Origin of the sequence: Bradyrhizobium sp. AC87j1, assembly GCF_002936975.1 — a bacterium.
Taxonomy (GTDB): domain Bacteria; phylum Pseudomonadota; class Alphaproteobacteria; order Rhizobiales; family Xanthobacteraceae; genus Bradyrhizobium; species Bradyrhizobium shewense.
The window spans coordinates 1-15,069 of record NZ_PTFE01000145.1 but is presented as its reverse complement, the minus strand read 5'-3'; the positions used below and the strand labels follow the sequence as shown (position 1 = coordinate 15,069).

Annotated in this window: 14 protein-coding genes; 6 read left to right on the top strand and 8 right to left on the bottom strand. The window is 64.8% G+C overall.

Annotated features, from left to right (window positions below; genetic code table 11):
* A partial coding sequence (locus CV770_RS38090; protein ID WP_146101436.1) for an FAD-binding oxidoreductase occupies nucleotides 1-224 on the bottom strand: 224 nt, incomplete at its 3' end.
* Nucleotides 225-248: 24 nt separating this feature from the next.
* Nucleotides 249-1,169, bottom strand: coding sequence for a dihydrodipicolinate synthase family protein (locus tag CV770_RS38085; RefSeq protein WP_201760212.1), 921 nt, complete (start codon nucleotides 1,167-1,169; stop codon nucleotides 249-251).
* Nucleotides 1,170-1,272: 103 nt separating this feature from the next.
* Between CV770_RS38085 and CV770_RS38080 the strand changes: the two genes are divergently transcribed.
* Nucleotides 1,273-2,124 carry an IclR family transcriptional regulator gene (locus CV770_RS38080; protein WP_245453982.1) on the top strand — a complete coding sequence of 284 codons (852 nt, stop codon included), beginning with the start codon at nucleotides 1,273-1,275 and terminating at the stop codon, nucleotides 2,122-2,124.
* A 134-nt stretch (nucleotides 2,125-2,258) separates the two neighbouring features.
* Complete coding sequence (locus tag CV770_RS38075; protein WP_104465984.1) at nucleotides 2,259-2,990, top strand: DUF3750 domain-containing protein; 732 nt, start codon at nucleotides 2,259-2,261, stop codon at nucleotides 2,988-2,990.
* 41 nt (nucleotides 2,991-3,031) lie between these two features.
* Here CV770_RS38075 and rnz read toward each other — a convergent pair whose 3' ends face one another.
* The 5 genes from rnz to CV770_RS38050 all read right to left on the bottom strand — a co-directional run bounded on the left by rnz (nucleotide 3,032) and on the right by CV770_RS38050 (nucleotide 8,712).
* Complete coding sequence (gene rnz / locus CV770_RS38070; protein ID WP_104465983.1) at nucleotides 3,032-3,937, bottom strand: ribonuclease Z; 906 nt, start codon at nucleotides 3,935-3,937, stop codon at nucleotides 3,032-3,034.
* Nucleotides 3,938-3,989: 52 nt separating this feature from the next.
* Nucleotides 3,990-4,973 carry an antibiotic biosynthesis monooxygenase gene (locus CV770_RS38065; RefSeq protein WP_104465982.1) on the bottom strand — a complete coding sequence of 328 codons (984 nt, stop codon included), beginning with the start codon at nucleotides 4,971-4,973 and terminating at the stop codon, nucleotides 3,990-3,992.
* 15 nt (nucleotides 4,974-4,988) lie between these two features.
* The gene (guaD, locus tag CV770_RS38060) at nucleotides 4,989-6,386 is read right to left on the bottom strand and encodes a guanine deaminase (protein ID WP_104465981.1); all 1,398 of its coding nucleotides are present in this window, start codon (nucleotides 6,384-6,386) and stop codon (nucleotides 4,989-4,991) included.
* Nucleotides 6,383-7,618, bottom strand: coding sequence for a multidrug effflux MFS transporter (locus CV770_RS38055; protein ID WP_104465980.1), 1,236 nt, complete (start codon nucleotides 7,616-7,618; stop codon nucleotides 6,383-6,385). Before CV770_RS38055 ends, guaD begins: the two co-directional genes overlap by 4 nt.
* 320 nt (nucleotides 7,619-7,938) lie before the next feature.
* Complete coding sequence (locus CV770_RS38050; RefSeq protein ID WP_104465979.1) at nucleotides 7,939-8,712, bottom strand: alpha/beta fold hydrolase; 774 nt, start codon at nucleotides 8,710-8,712, stop codon at nucleotides 7,939-7,941.
* Nucleotides 8,713-8,868: 156 nt separating this feature from the next.
* On the opposite strand from CV770_RS38050, the gene CV770_RS38045 reads away from it, so the two are divergent.
* The 4 genes from CV770_RS38045 to CV770_RS38030 all read left to right on the top strand — a co-directional run bounded on the left by CV770_RS38045 (nucleotide 8,869) and on the right by CV770_RS38030 (nucleotide 14,237).
* Nucleotides 8,869-9,519: a GntR family transcriptional regulator gene (locus CV770_RS38045; RefSeq protein ID WP_104465978.1), complete on the top strand. Its 651-nt coding sequence runs from the start codon at nucleotides 8,869-8,871 to the stop codon at nucleotides 9,517-9,519.
* On the top strand, nucleotides 9,516-11,045 hold the full coding sequence (locus CV770_RS38040; protein ID WP_104465977.1) for an aldehyde dehydrogenase: 1,530 nt from the start codon (nucleotides 9,516-9,518) through the stop codon (nucleotides 11,043-11,045). The genes CV770_RS38045 and CV770_RS38040 overlap by 4 nt, the downstream gene beginning before the upstream one ends.
* Nucleotides 11,046-11,115: 70 nt before the next feature.
* Entirely contained in the window at nucleotides 11,116-12,483 is a 1,368-nt protein-coding gene (locus tag CV770_RS38035) for an MFS transporter (protein ID WP_104465976.1), read from the top strand.
* A 260-nt stretch (nucleotides 12,484-12,743) separates the two neighbouring features.
* On the top strand, nucleotides 12,744-14,237 hold the full coding sequence (locus CV770_RS38030) for an amidase (protein ID WP_104465975.1): 1,494 nt from the start codon (nucleotides 12,744-12,746) through the stop codon (nucleotides 14,235-14,237).
* Between the two features lie 34 nt (nucleotides 14,238-14,271).
* Here CV770_RS38030 and CV770_RS38025 read toward each other — a convergent pair whose 3' ends face one another.
* On the bottom strand, nucleotides 14,272-14,877 hold the full coding sequence (locus CV770_RS38025) for a TetR/AcrR family transcriptional regulator (RefSeq protein WP_028145193.1): 606 nt from the start codon (nucleotides 14,875-14,877) through the stop codon (nucleotides 14,272-14,274).
* Between the last annotated feature and the right edge of the window lie 192 nt (nucleotides 14,878-15,069).

The following is a 15,069-nucleotide window of genomic DNA, read 5'->3' as shown; positions in this document are numbered from 1 at the left end:
TTGCCGCCCTGCGGCACGATCGCGAGCTGCCGTGCCGCACAGAATTTGACGACGGCGGCGACCTCGGCGGTGGAGCCGGGCTTCACCACCGCAACCGCGCGGCCGTGATAACGCCCGCGCCAGTCCACCACATAAGGCTCCTGGTCGGGTCCGGACGCGATGATTTGCTTGTCGCCGACGATCGCGGCAAGCCCGGAAAGCGCGTCCTGGAAGGAGTCCGACATCGGATCGCCTCGTCGTCGCGCCGGCTACAAAGCGGCTGCGAATGCCGCAGCATTCGCGAGCAGCTCTTTCACCTGCTCGGGCGGCAAGGACTCCAGCGGCGGTCGCAGGCGCTGCCATCCGGCGTGGCCAGTGCGCTCTGCCACCAGTGTCTTCAGCGAGGCCATCTGCGGGAAGCGCGAGACCAGCTCGCGCGCTTTCACGATGCGCGCCTGCGCCGTCTTGAGCGCCGCGTCGTCGTCGCTATCGCGAAAATGCTTGTAGACATAGGCAAGGTCCCGCGCGACCAGATTGGAGGTCGCCGTGATGCAGCCGGCGCCGCCCTTGCGCAGCAGCGGCAGCAGCAGTGGATCGGCTCCGACCAGGACCGAAAAGCCGGGGAAGCGCTCGACCATGGCGGTCATGTTCGCGAAGTCGCCGGAGGAATCCTTGATACCCACGAACGTTGCCGGATAAGCCGTTCGCAGCCGCTCGATCAGCGCATGCGAGATCGGCTGCGCCGACATCTGCGGGATGTGATAGAGCACGACCTTGAGCTTGGCATCGCCAATGCGCTGCACGATCTCGCTGTAGGACGCGTAAACGCCGTCGTCCGTGACACCCTTATAATAAAACGGCGGCAGCATCACGACGGTGTCGACGCCGACTGAAAGCGCGTGGCGCGTCAGGGCGATGGTCTCGCTGAGCGCGGCAACGCCGGTGCCCGGCAGAAGACGTTGCGGCGCGATGCCGGCAGCCACCACCGCCTCGAGCAGCGCCATGCGCTCCGCCGCGGAGAAGGAGTTCGCCTCGCCCGTCGTGCCGAGCAGCGCGATGCCGTCGCAGCCCTCATCGAGGAGATAGCGGCAATGCGCGATGAAGCGCGCATGATCGGGGGCGAGCTCGGCGTCGAGCGGAGTCAGCGCGGCGGAAAACACACCATGAGGGTGCAGCGATGGTGTCGACAAACTTCCTCCGATCGTCAAATCAGTTGTTCGGATTGCGAACATTTGTTATTGGCTTGACCAGTCGTAAAATCAGCTTGCCGCCGCGTCAAGGGCGGTGGCTGTCATGGCAAGGCATTCGGGCATGGCCAAGGTCGAAAAGAAGGCCACGAAGCGCAAATCGGAATCGCCCCCGAAAAACCCCAAGAATCACGTCGCGTCCGTCGGCAAGGCCTTTGCCGTGCTCAAGAGCTTCAGCAGGGAAGCCTTTGAGCTCACCCTGAGTGAGATTGCCGCACGGGCCGATCTCGATCGCGGAACGGCGTTCCGGCTGATCCAGACCCTGACCGAGCTCGACTATCTCCAGGCGGTGCCGCAGAGCCGCCGGTTCCGCCTCGGCGTTGCCTGCCTCGATCTCGGCTACACCGTGCTGTCGCACGGATCGCTGAGGCCGATGGTCGAGCCGTTGCTGCGAGATCTCGTGCCCGATGTCGGCGATGCGGCTTCGCTCGGCATCCTCGACGGCGGTGACGTGATCTATCTCGCGCGCGTCGGCGCGGGCCTCGACCGCCACAAGATGGATCGCCGGCCGGGCACGCGCATTCCCGCCTATAGCGCCGCACTCGGTCATGTCATGCTGGCGCATCTGGCACGGGACGAGCAGATCGAGCGACTGGAATCGCGCCCTCGGGTCAAACTGTCGGAACGGACGCTGACCGATCTCGATGCCCTGCTCGCCCGGCTCGATCAGGTGAAGAAGAAAGGCCACGCCGTCTCCGACGGCGAGAACGCCTACGGCCTGCGCACGCTGGCAACGCCGATCTTCGACGCCCAGGGCCTCGTGATCGGGGGATTGAGCATCACGGTCGATGCCATGCGCATGGACATGGCGACCTTCCGCGACCAGGCGCTGCCGCGGTTGATGGAGCTGACCAGCCAGGTACAGGATCTCGCGATCAAGTCGGGATTGACGAGCTGAGCGATCTCTTCGCGGACGTGTCCCGTGCGACCTCACAGCTGACGATCTGCATTCGAAGATCATTGTGAAAAAGCTTTCGCGACCTATATCCTCGAGACTTCCTTCCGAAACCCGATCTCCCCTTGCGAAGAGCCGTGCTCATTTTCTTCCTGCTCCTGTTCGTGCCGATCGGCCTATCGGCCGCGCGGTACTATTGGTTTGGAGATGGCCGCGGCAATTGGCAGATGGCTGACCGTTCCAGCGCAGGCCTGCTGCCGCCGGCTTCTTCCCATCCCGATGCCCTGATCCGGGTTTATGCGGCGCGAACGGTCCGGTGGCGAAGCATCTTCGCCGTCCACACGTGGATCGTCGTCAAGGAAAAGGGTGCGACCAGCTACAGCCGATACGACTACACCGCGTGGGGTGAGCCGATCCGGAGCAACGGCTTCGCTCCCGATGGAAGGTGGTTTGGCGCCCTGCCGGAAACCGTCGTCGCCGTAGATGGGCCACGGGCCGAGCTCCTCATTCCCAGGATTCGGACTGTGATCGAGACCTACAAGTTTCGAACCTACGGCGACTACAGCGCCTGGCCGGGACCGAATTCAAATACCTTCGTTCAAGCCGCGCTTGATGCCGTGCCGGAACTTCGCGCGGTTCTGCCGCCGACCGCGATCGGCAAGGATTATCCCTATTCCGGGGAATGGATTGGGCTGACCGCCTCGCGCACCGGCTTCTATGCCTCGCTCTTCGGCTATCTCGGCCTGACCCTCGGCTGGGTCGAAGGTCTCGAGATCAACTTCTTCGGCGCCGTGCTCGGCCTCGACATCCGCCGGCCCGCCGTCAAGCTGCCCGGCATCGGCCGCCTCGGTGTTGCCGCCGGTCTGTAGAGCCGGACGAGGCGGCGATTGGCGATGTCTCGTCGCGACGGCTAGATCACGATGTGATCGAAGTCGGCGGCGATCCGGCTGTTCGGAAAGATCCGTGCCGCCTCGGCGAAAATCTCTTCGTCCTCATAGCGTCCCGACATATGGGTCAGCACGAGCTGCTTCACATTGCTCGCTGCCGCAAACGACGCCGCTTCTGCCGCGGTGAGATGCCCGTAGTCCCGCGCGGTCGACGCGTCACGATCGAGGAACGTTGCCTCGATCACCAGCATGTCGGCATCAACGACGTGTTGCGCCAGCCCCTCGGTGGTTTCGGTGTCGCCGATCACGACGAGCTTCCTGCCGCCGCTCGGCGGCCCCAGGACGTCTTCCGGATCGATCGTTTGATCGCCCTCGATTACGACTGCCCGGCCTGCGGCCAGCTCGCCGCGCAAGGGACCGTCGGGAACGCCAAGCGCCGCCAGCCGATCCGGCTGAAGGTGGCGGCGAGCGGGGCTTTGGAAGACGAATCCAAAACTGTCGGTGTCGCGATGGCGGACCGGAAAGCAGTCGATGGTGAAGTCACCGGCGTCGACGAACCGTCCTGCAGCCAAGGGAGCGAATTCCACCGGAAGCGGCGCCCTGCCCGCGCCCCACAAGCCGGCCAGCATCTCGATGACCGTCTCCAGCGTCGATGGGCCACCATGAACCATCATCACCTCGGCGCTCTGCCGCAAGCGCAGCGTCGAGAACAGGCCGGGGATGCCGAGCACATGATCGAGATGCGCATGCGTCAGCAGAATGCGGTCGAGCCGTCGAAAGCCTGCGCCACTGCGCAGCAACTGGCGCTGCGTGCCCTCGCCGCAATCGACCAGCATGCGCTGTCCGGCGGCCTCGATCAGCAGGGCCGGATGGTTGCGTTCCGCGGAGGGAACGCTCGCCGAGGTGCCGAGGAATGTCAGGGCAAACATGGTCGTCGATGTCCAGCGACCGCCCCTCTCCGCGACGGAACGGTGTACGGTCTCACCGTCCCCAATGCCACGCGAGCAACAGCGCGTACAGCCCCATCGACGCGGCGTAAAGCGCGGCAAGAAGCGCATAGCCCGCGATCTGGCGACTGATCGCCGCCTTCGGCGTGACCCACCAGTCGAGTGCCCGAAAGGCCGCGGGCACGAGCCACCAGCCGAGCAACTGGGTGCTGACGAGATTGCCTACGAACAGCGACAGCCAGATCGGCACGCCATGACTGTCGATCAGCGGCCGGCTGATGAAAGTGCCCCAGAGATAGACCACGGGATAGAGCACCAGGAGGACGATGAGGTTGCTCTTCCAGATCAGGGCCGGGCCCTGCTCAGCAGCCCCAGTCTTGCCGGCCGGGAACCAGAAATTGAAGCCGTAGCTCGCGCGCTTCACGTTCATGCCGGCGTTGAAGCGCTCGCCCTCCTTCAGCAGAGTCTGCCGGACGGGCGAGCCCAGCCATGCATTGAGGTTGGCATCGCTGTCGAACGACAGGATGACGATCCATTCGTCGCGCAAGCCCGGAATCGGCCGCTCGATCTTGTGGCGCAAAAACCCCTTGAACTCGGCCTCGGCAGCCTGGATGCGCTGCTGCCATTTCAGAAACGCGTCCTCGAGTCCATCCGGCACCTTGAAGGAGATGACGGCCGACACCGCGCTGTCGCGCTGGACGCCGGTGTCGGGCAAGATATGGACATCCTCCGAACCGACGAAGAAGCGCTGCACCTCTCCGATCAGCTTCGCCCGAACCTCGCTCTGAAGCCAAGCGCGCGCCGCGGCCGGACTGGCGAAGCGCAGGATCGTCACCCAGTCGACATGCGCCGGCGGCTGCGGCGGCACCACCTCCTGCCCCAGGAAACCGGGCCAGGCCCTGAGCGCCTCGCCCACCTCGCCGTTCCACCGCGCGAACGCGGCAAAGCCGTCATCAGCGATGCGGCGCTGGATGACGAGGGCGACCGGCTGGCCGGCTGTGTCAGGAGATGCGCTCATGAGCGTTGGTCCGCTTCAGCCCTTTTTGTAGAGACGCTTGCCCATCACCCAGGTCTCGTCGACGCAGCGATCGTCGCCGACCATCATGACGGCGAACAGCATGCTCGCGGCCTCGTCCATCGTGCGCGGGCCGGCGCCCTCGGCGATCAGCGATTGGTGCCATGCTTGCGCGATCTGCCCGCCATTCGGATCGAGCGCAACGAAATCGGCTTCCTTGCCAGGCTGGAAATTGCCGAGTTTGTCGTCGATGTAGAGGCCCTCGGCGCCGCCAAGCGTGATCGACCAGAAACCGCGATAGGGCGAGAGCTTGTTGCGCTCGGCTTCCGCAAGGTCCTTGCGCGTGGGGTCGATGCTGCCGTCGAGCAGCGTGTTGTTGCACATGCCGACCTTGTAGGCGTCGTCGAGCACGGAAATCATCGAGAAGCGGTTGCCGCCACCGACATCGGTGCCGAACGACATCTTCACCCGATGCTCCGGATCGGTGGCGCGGCCGAGGCGAAACAGGCCGCTACCGAGGAACAGGTTCGAGCATGGGCAGAACACCACCGCCGCGCCCTTCTTCGACATGCGGCGGAATTCGTTGTTGGAGAGATAGACGCCGTGGCCGCCAGAGAATTTCGGCCCGACTAGGTCGAACTTCTCGTAGACGCCGAGATAGTCCTGGCAGTCCGGATGCTCGACAAGGACGCCGCTGCATTCGGCCGGATTCTCGGAGATATGGGTGTTGACCCAGCAATCCGGATGCTCGTGCTTGAGGCGCTGACACGCCTTCAGCAGCTCCGGCGAGGCGCCGAAGGCGAAGCGCGGCGTGATGGCGTAGAGGTTGCGGCCCTTGTTGTGATACTCTGCGATCAGCCGCTTGCTATCGCGATAGAAATTCTCCGGCGTATCGATGAAATCGGCCGGCGCGTTGCGATCGATGCCGGTGAGGCCCGCGATCACGCGCATGTTGCGGCGGGCCGCCTCCTCGAACAGTTCCTCGGTTGAAACGGGCGAGGAGCTCGTGAAGGCCTGGCAAGTGGTGGTGCCGGAGGCCAGCAGCGCGTCGAGGAAACGCTTGACGCCCTCCCGCGCGTAGTTGCGATCCCGGTACTTCAGCTCTTCCGGATAGACCCACTTCTGGAGCCACGGCAGGAGCTGCTCGCCATAGGCCCCGAGCACGCGGGTCTGCGGCAGATGGATGTGGCCGTCGATGAATCCGGGGACGATGATGCGGTCCTTGATGTGGGTGATCTCAACGCCCGGATGGCTGGCGGCGATCTTCTCGTAAGGACCGAATGCCTTGATGACACCGTCCGTGACGATCATGAGGCCGTCCTGGTGAAAACGCGCGGCGGCCTGCTCGTTGCCGACATGCTTCCAGGGATCGTCGACGAAGTCGAAGAACGTGCCGCGAATACCGACCGTGGTCATGATTGGGTCCCTTCCTTAAGACTGTTTGGCTGGCGCACTGACGGCAAGGAGATCGCGAGCAGCGTGCCCGCGATGGCGCAGAGGCCGAGATAGAGCCATCCGATCGGCGCCTGGGTTGCTTCAGGCAACACCGCCGCGATCGCCATGGCGGCGCTCACAGCGAGATAGCAGAGCGCGCTGATGAGGCCGCCGATCAGGCCGTGGTCGCGTTCGAACAGGCCGAGCGCCATGCCGTACATCATCGGGCACAGCACGCCGCAGCCGCCGAGCACCAGCGCACCGCCGATCGTGATCGACGCGAAATCGAGACCGACGACCATGCCTGTTACGGTCAGCACCGCGGAGCCTGCGAGAAACAGCGCGAAGGCGCCGAAGCCCAGCATGCGGGCCGGCATGAAGCGCGCGAAATGCGCGCAACCGAGCTCGCCGGCGAGATTGACCCCGCCAAGGCCGAGCGCGACGAGACCGTAGATCGCCGCGGAATAGCCGAGGCCGGTCTGGTAGAAGAACGGCGCGACGACGCCGAACGCCAGCTGCGCGCTCGCCGCCGCGGCAAACACCAGCACGAAAGCCAGGAAACCCGGACGAACAATCGCCTCGCGCAAGATGCCAGCGGTACGGCGCGGATCGAACGGCGCGCGCCGCTCTGCCGGCAATGTTTCGGGCAGGAACAGCGTGACGACGGCAGCGACGATGGCCGCGGCAATCGCAATGATGACGAAGACGCCGCGCCAGGACGTCAGCTCGACGATGAAGCCGCCGGCCGCGGGCGCAAGCACCGGCGCGAGCCCCCAGGCCGCGCCAAGCAGGCCGGAGATCGCGGTGAGTTCACGACCGCGATAGCAATCGGCCGCAACCGCATAGGCCACGACGAGGCAGGTGCAGCCGCCGATCCCTTGCAGGAAACGCAAGCCGAGCAGCAGCGAGGCGCTGGTGGCGAGCGCGCAGGCGATGCTCATCGCGAAGAGAACCGACAGGCCTGCGAGCAGGACGTTGCGGCGGCCCAGCGTGTCGGAGGCGATGCCGACCGGCACCAGCGCCAGACTCATGCCGAGCATGTAGGCGGTGACGGTGTTCTGCATCGAGGCCGCGTCAGTGGCGAGATCCACCACCATCTGCGGCAGACCGGGCGTATAGGCGTCGAGGGGAATCTGGCTGAACGGCACGACGCACAGCAAGATCGGCACGATCCCCCGCTTTGCGCGATCGGCGTCCGACGCAACTGCAGTCATGGTTCACGCCCCCTCGATGCCCGCAGGTCCCGTCTTTTCGTACGCGCAATAAGGCGCGACGATGCAGGTTGCGGATATTGACGCGCGGGAAGCGTGCCAGAACTATGTGTAAAAACCCTTAGGAGGGCTCGGATCGGGACGGATTCTGGCGGCTGATGCTCAGGTCCCTGGGGTCGCTCAAGCTAAAAATGCGAAAACAACCCCATACACAGTACAAATCATTGAAGAATTTCCCACCGCATGGGGCGAGCCCATCCGGCAGGCATTAATAGCCCGGAAGGCATGGCAATTCGATCGCAAGCCGGGCGCCCAAGCGCGGATCACCGCAAGAAGCGCTTGAGAGTGCCGAGAAATTGCTGCGGTGATTGCAGCTGTGGCACGTGCGCGCATCCTGGAATGATCTTGAGTTCGGCGCGCGGCAGGCCCGCCGCCAGCTCACGCGACATCGGCGGCGGCGTCGCTTCGTCATGCTCGCCGACCATGACGAGCACCGGTACCTGCACGCCGGCGAGTTCGGCGCGAAGATCGAGGCCAGCCAACGCATCGCACGCGGCACAAAACACATCCGGGTCCGTCCGCAGAAATGCTTCACGACGTCCGCGCATCAGCTCCGGATGCTGCGCCTGAAAGTCGGGCGCGAACAGGCGGCGCATCGCAACATCGGTGATTGCCTCCAGACCCTTCTCGCGCGAGATCTTCGCCATGTTGCGGAACGTCTCCCGGCCGGGCTCGGAAAAAGCTGCGCCGCAATCGGCGAGAACAAGCCGGTCGGCAATTCCCGGATGGCGAATTGCCATCTGCAAGGCGACGAAGCCGCCATAGCCGTTGCCGAGCACGATCGACGGCGCACCGCCCGCTGCGTCCTGCACCGCCTCGGCCATTCGGTCCGCGACAGCAGCAAGTCCGCCCTCGACCGCGCGTGAGCGGCCGAACCCCGGCAACTCCGGAGCGATGGTCCGAAACGATGTCTCGAGCTTCGGCACGATCGCATCGAAGCTGGCGCGATCCGACAGCAGCGAATGGAAGAGAAACAGCGGCGGTCCCTCGCCCGTCTGCGCGGCGTTGACGGTCCCGTTGGCAAGAAGCCTGTCCATGTCCGGTCTTTCCCAAGCTGCATCAATCAGATCACGCGGACTCGCGCATTCTGGAAGTCCCGATTGATAAATCAACTGACAGGGAATTCAAGCATTTGGCTCTTGACGTGAAATATCACGACTGAGATATTATACAGCAAGAGAGGGCCCGATGACATGCTTTTGCGCGAAAATATCTACGATCTTCTCAGAGGTGATATTTTAGCCTGCCGCTTCGCCCCAGGCGATGAAATGCGAGAGCAGGACCTGGCCGAACGCTATTCGGTGAGCCGCCAGCCGGTCCGGGACGCGCTTTTGCGGCTCCAGCGCGAACACCTCGTCACTGTCCAGCCGCGCCAGGGCTATCGGGTCACGCCGATCTCGCTCTCGGATGCCCGCGATCTGCTGCGCTTCCGCCTTGCACTGGAGCCGGCCTGCGTTCTCGAGGCGATCGAGGGCGCGCCCGACAGCGTCTTGAAGTCGCTCGACGAATTCCGCCGCTTCTCGGGCAGCCACGAGGACTTCATCACCTACAACCGCGGCTTCCACACCGCGTTGGCGCATGCCTCCGGCAACCGCCGCATGGCGACCGCGCTGTGCGACCTGATCGGCCAGGCCGACCGGCTGGTCCGCGTCAGCATCTCCAATCTGAAGGGCCACGACCCCGCCAAGCTCGTCGCCGAGCACGTCGCCCTGATCGACGCCATGCAGAGCCGCGAAACGCGAACCGCGGCCCGCATCATCAAGGCCCATATCGGGGCCACCGAAAAACGTGTGCTGCCGGCGCTCAAGCGCAACGCCGTCATCGTCGAAGAGAGGTCATCATGAACGTTCCCTCCAAACCGGCGTCAATCGACGTCGAAACCCATGGCAATTTCATCGATGGACGTGAGGTCGAAGCCGGAGCCGGCACGATGCTTGATGTCCGCAACCCGGCAACCGGGGACGTGATTGCCCGCATTCCCAATTCGACGGCCGAAGACATCGACCGTGCCATGAAGAGCGCGCGTGCTGCGTTCGAAGGCAAAGCCTGGGGCGGCATGGACACACGCGCGCGCGCCAGGCTGGTCAACAGGCTGGCCGACGCCTTCGAAGCCAATCTCGACAGCCTGTACCGGCTGGAAACCCTCAACAACGGCCGCCCGGTCAACGAGACCCGCGCCCAGCTCTCCCGCCTGCCCGATTTCTTCCGCTATTTCGCGGGCGTTGCGCTGTCGCGCCGCGATTCCGTGATCCCCGTCGAGGGCGCCTATCTGAATTACACGCTCCGCACGCCCATCGGCATCGTCGCCAATTGCACGCCGTTCAATCACCCGCTGATGATCCTGTGCAAGTCGCTCGCCGTGGTGCTGGCGACCGGATGCGTCACCGTGGTCAAGCCGTCCGAGTACACGCCGCTTACGACCCTGAAGCTGGCGCAGATCTTCACCGAAGCGGGCCTGCCGCCCGGCGTCTTCAATATCGTGCTGGGGCTGGGCCCCAGCGCCGGCAAGATGCTGGCCGAGCATGGTGACATCAACAAGCTGGTCCTGACCGGAGGCACCGAGGCGGGCCGCATTGCCGGCAGCGCGGCCGCAAAGGTGTTTGCGCACCAGACAATGGAGCTCGGCGGCAAGACGCCGGTGATGGTGTTCGACGATTTCGACGTCGACCGAGCCGTCAACTACGCTGCCTTTGGCGCGTTCATCGGCGCGGGACAGACCTGCGTCTGCGCCTCGCGCCACATCGTCCAGGCCTCGATCTACGACGAATTCGTCGAGAAGCTGCAGGCCAAGACCCGCACGATCCGCGTCGGCGATCCCTTCGATGCAACGACTCAGATGGGTCCCGTGATCTCGGCCAAGCAGCGCGACCGCGTGCTCGCCTATGCGGGCCATGGCCACGCCGACGGCGCGCGTCTCGTCGCCGGCGGCGTCGCTGCGAAGGTGCCGGGTCACGACAACGGCTATTTCGTCGAGCCGACGGTCTTCGCCGACGTCAAATCCGACATGCGTATCTTCCAGGAAGAAGTGTTCGGTCCCTTCACCTCGGTGACGCCGTTCAAGGACGAGGCCGATGCGCTGCGGCTCGCCAACGATTCGCCGTTCGGCCTCGCCGCGGCCATCCGCACCCGCGAAGTCGCCCGTGCGCATCGCGTCGCAGCTTCCGTCAAGGCCGGCATCGTCTGGATCAACGACCACCATCGTCTCGACCCGGCCTCGCCATGGGGCGGCGTCGACGATTCCGGCATCGGCCGCGAATGCGGCACCGAAAGCTTCAACGACCACTTTAACACCAAGAGCGTGATGGTCGCGACGCACGAGCAGCCGTTCGACTGGTATCGCGACACGGCCAATCAGAAGCGGCTGAACTGACCACACGAGAGGCGGCATCGCCCATAGAAGGCGGGCCGGATCAACCAGAATAACAGTCAAGGGAGCGTCAATGTCGACATCGGTGAACGCAGGCAGCCGTCTTGATCGGCTGCCGATCGGTCCATTCCATCGCCGCATCATGCTGCTGATCGGCATCGGCATGTTCTTCGACGGTTTCGACATTTACATTGCCGGAACAGTGCTCAGCGTGACGCTGAAATCGGGCTTTTCGACGCTCGCCCAGAACGCGGCCTTCATCTCCGCGACCTTCGTCGGCATGATGCTTGGGTCGTTCGGCACCGGCTTTCTCGGCGACCGCTACGGACGCCGCTTCACCTATCAATTCAATCTGCTTCTTTTCGGCATCGCGTCCCTAGCCGCAGCATTCTCGCCGAACATGGCCTTTCTCATCGCCTGCCGCTTCGTGATGGGCGTCGGCCTCGGGGCGGAGAACGTCGTCGGCTATTCGACGATGACGGAGTTCGTGCCGGCCCGCACCCGCGGCAAATGGCTCGGTCTCACCGCCGTCTGCGTCGTGACCGGCCTGCCCGCGGCTCTTTTGATCGCGTCCGTGCTGGTGCCGCAATTCGGCTGGCGCTCGATGTTCGTGCTCGGCGGCGTCGGCGCCCTCGTCGTCTGGTACATGCGCAAATCGCTGCCGGAATCGCCGCGCTGGCTGGAAGCCGTGGGACGCACAGCTGAGGCGGAAGCTTTGATGCAGGCAATCGAGAAGGAAGCGGCGCAGGGGCAGCCCTTGCCTCCTCCCGCGCCCACGACACCCGCGCCGGTCGCCCCCGATCTCGGCACGTTGTTCACTGCGCCCTTGCTGTCGCGGATGATCGTCGGCGCCATCTGCCTGATCACGATCAACACCCTGCTCTATGGCTTCGTGACGTGGCTGCCTGTGTTCTTCGTCAAGCAGGGCTTGTCGGTCGCGACATCGTTCGGCTATTCGCTGCTGATGGCGCTCGGCGCGCCGGTCGGCTCGGCCATCGGCGCGTTGACCGCCGACCGCTGGGGCCGCAAGCCCACCATCATCGGCGCATCGCTGATCACGGTGGCGCTGGGCATCCTCTATCCCATGATCTCCGATCCGATCCTGCTGCCGGCCGTGGGCTTCGCACTGACGGTACCGATCTACGTCCTGGTCGCGCTCCTGTTCGGTATCTACATCCCCGAGCTGTTTCCGACCGAGGTCCGGCTGCGCGCCTCAGGCATCGTCAATACGCTGGGTCGCGGCGCCACGATCGTCACGCCGTTCCTAGTCGTGTCGCTGTTCGAGTCGCGCGGCGTGGCCGGCGTGATGGCGCTGATGATCAGCCTGCTCGTGGTGCAGATCATCACGGTCTGGGCTCTCGGCATCGAGCCGCGGCATCGCAGTCTCGAAGAGCTGAAGGCGGAGGAGACGGCCGCGCCGGTGCTCAAGGAAGCGTCGTGATCTAACTCCCGGCGGTCTGACGGCGCACCGCCCCCAACTCGATGTCGTCATGCCCGGCTTGTCCCGGGCATCCACGTTCTCCATGCTGCGTGAGAGGCGTGGATGGCCGGGACAAGCCCGGCCATGACGCTGTGGAGACCGCCGGCGTCCCTGGCGGCCCAACCGCCGGGCAGATCTGGTTCCCGTTGCGCCGCCTCCTCATCGCGCACTCGAAATTGCATGCTTGATCTCGGACCGGTTCGCCGAGACGATGAGATGCAATGGAGATCGTGATGACCGCAGATGCTGCTGACCTGAACTACGGCTCGATCGGCGCATTGCTGGGCGCCCTCCATACGCGCAAGATGTCTGCCTCGGAGCTGCTCGAACACACGGTCGCGCGCATCGAGGCGCTGGACAGGAAAATCAACGCCGTTGTCGTTCGCGATTTCGATCGCGCAAGGGACGCCGCGCGCGCCGCCGATGCCGCGCTTGGCCGCGGCGAGCGGCAGCCGTTGCTCGGCATCCCCGTCACCTTGAAAGAACCATTCAACATCACCGGCCTGCCGACGACTTGGGGCTTTCCGCATTTCAGGGATTTCCAGCCGGCAGAGGATGCCCTCGTTGTCTCGCGGTTGAAGGCGGCCGGCGCTGTCGTCATCGGCAAGACCAACATCCCGATCGGCCTCAGGGATTTCCAGAGCTACAATGAGATCCATGGGACGACTAACAACTCGTGGGACCTCGGCCGGTCGCCCGGCGGTTCCTCGGGCGGATCGGGAGCGGCACTGGCTGCTGGCTTCGGTCCACTCTCGATCGGCTCGGATATCGGCGGCTCGATCCGGGTCCCCTCGCATTTCTGCGGCGTGTTCGGACACAAGCCGAGCCTCGGCCTGGTCCCGCTACGCGGATACGGCCTGCCGCCGGCACCGCCCGTCCCCGGCCAGGGCGATCTCGCGGTCGTTGGGCCGATGGCGCGCACAGCTTCGGACCTTGCACTGGCGCTCGACGTGATCGCCGGCCCGGACGAGACGCGCGACGGCGTCGGCTACCGCCTCGCGCTGCCGGCCCCGCGCCACGACCGGCTCGGGGATTTCAGGATCCTTGTGATCGATACACATCCGTTGATGCCGACGGGTGACGCCGTGCGTTCAGCCATCGGGCGATTGGCCAAACGGCTCGGCAGATCGGGCGCGCGGGTGGCGCGCTCGAGCACGTCGCTGCCCGATCTCGCCGAGTCTGCGCGGCTCTACATGAAACTGCTCAACGCTGCGCGAAGCCCGCGCCTGACACCGGCTGCCCTTGCAGACGCGCAAGGACTTGCCGCAACATTCGCGCCTGACGACCGCAGCCTGCAGGCCGAGCGCGCCCGCGGCTGGGGCATGATCCATCGAGAATGGCTCGCGACCGATGCGACGCGCCTGCAACTGCAGCAACGGTGGCAGGAGCTCTTCCGCGAGTTCGACGCGGTGATCTATCCGGCAGCGGCGGTGCCGGCCTTTCCGCATGACCATTCCGAGCCGTTCGACGCGCGGCAGCTCGACATCGATGGAAAGCTCTACAACTACTCCGATGCGTGCTTCATCTGGGCGGACCCGGCCTCGACCTGCGGTCTGCCGGCGACCGCCGTTCCGATCGAGCGCACGTCGTCGGGCCTGCCAGTCGGCGTCCAGATCATCGGGCCCTATCTGGAGGATCGTACGGCGATGGCGCTCGCCGGACTGATCGAGCGCGAGTTCGGCGGCTTCGTGCCGCCGCCAACACTGTCTGCATGATCTGCGGGATGACCGCCGGCGGCGCTTACGGCCATCACGTTCGGTCCGCCGACTGCGCCTCGACCGCCTGCACGGCGACACTCGCCACCTGCCGCAGCGCTTCGCGATCTGCGCCCGAGGATGCCATCACGCCCATGCCGACCGCGACGGCCGAGACGTAGCGCGCGAGCGCGGCGGGGTCGGCGCTCTCCTTGAGATCGCCATCGGCCTTGGCACGAACAAAACGATCGCGGAGCTGGTCCTCGTTCTGGGCGCGGCGGGCGGCGAGCTCGAACGGGACGTTTTCGGAGCCGGTGCCGCAGGCGATGCCGCCCTGCACGAGCAGGCAGCCGGGCGGATTGGCGGGATCGGTCTGCTTCTCGGCGATGCCCATCAGCATCCGTTCGGCGACGTCACGGGCGGTGGATGCGGCCACCACCTCGTCCATCCAGACGCCGCGCAGCTTGGTGTAGCGATCGAGCGCAGCCTTCAGCAGGCCTTCTTTATTGCCGAAACAGGCATAGAGGCTGGGCGGATTGATGCCCATGGCCTCGGTCAGCTGGGCGATGGTGGCGCCCTCATAGCCATGGCGCCAAAACACTTCCATCGCCTGGTCCAACGCCGTTTCGGCGTTGAATTCGCGGGGGCGTCCCATGCGCATGTGCCTGTCTCCTCGGAATCGGCGGCTCGTATCAGCTTAACGCCGGCTCATATCTATTTGTTCTGGCTTTCTTTTTCTTGTGTCTTCCAATCGTCGCGGTATCGGCGTACATTTTTCTTAGTGAATGGTACATAAGTATCTTGCACTGCGAGATCCAGCTCCACATCTGTAGTGAACACTACATATCTGGAG

Excerpts from the sequence above, each read along its gene's own strand:
- CV770_RS38080 (WP_245453982.1), top strand. The coding sequence starts at position 1,273 with ATGGCAAGGCATTCGGGCATGGCCAAGGTCGAAAAGAAGGCCACGAAG.
- rnz (WP_104465983.1), bottom strand. The coding sequence starts at position 3,937 with ATGTTTGCCCTGACATTCCTCGGCACCTCGGCGAGCGTTCCCTCCGCG.
- CV770_RS38065 (WP_104465982.1), bottom strand. The coding sequence starts at position 4,973 with ATGAGCGCATCTCCTGACACAGCCGGCCAGCCGGTCGCCCTCGTCATC.
- guaD (WP_104465981.1), bottom strand. The coding sequence starts at position 6,386 with ATGACCACGGTCGGTATTCGCGGCACGTTCTTCGACTTCGTCGACGAT.
- CV770_RS38055 (WP_104465980.1), bottom strand. The coding sequence starts at position 7,618 with ATGACTGCAGTTGCGTCGGACGCCGATCGCGCAAAGCGGGGGATCGTG.
- CV770_RS38050 (WP_104465979.1), bottom strand. The coding sequence starts at position 8,712 with ATGGACAGGCTTCTTGCCAACGGGACCGTCAACGCCGCGCAGACGGGC.
- CV770_RS38045 (WP_104465978.1), top strand. The coding sequence starts at position 8,869 with ATGCTTTTGCGCGAAAATATCTACGATCTTCTCAGAGGTGATATTTTA.
- CV770_RS38040 (WP_104465977.1), top strand. The coding sequence starts at position 9,516 with ATGAACGTTCCCTCCAAACCGGCGTCAATCGACGTCGAAACCCATGGC.
- CV770_RS38035 (WP_104465976.1), top strand. The coding sequence starts at position 11,116 with ATGTCGACATCGGTGAACGCAGGCAGCCGTCTTGATCGGCTGCCGATC.
- CV770_RS38030 (WP_104465975.1), top strand. The coding sequence starts at position 12,744 with ATGGAGATCGTGATGACCGCAGATGCTGCTGACCTGAACTACGGCTCG.
- CV770_RS38025 (WP_028145193.1), bottom strand. The coding sequence starts at position 14,877 with ATGCGCATGGGACGCCCCCGCGAATTCAACGCCGAAACGGCGTTGGAC.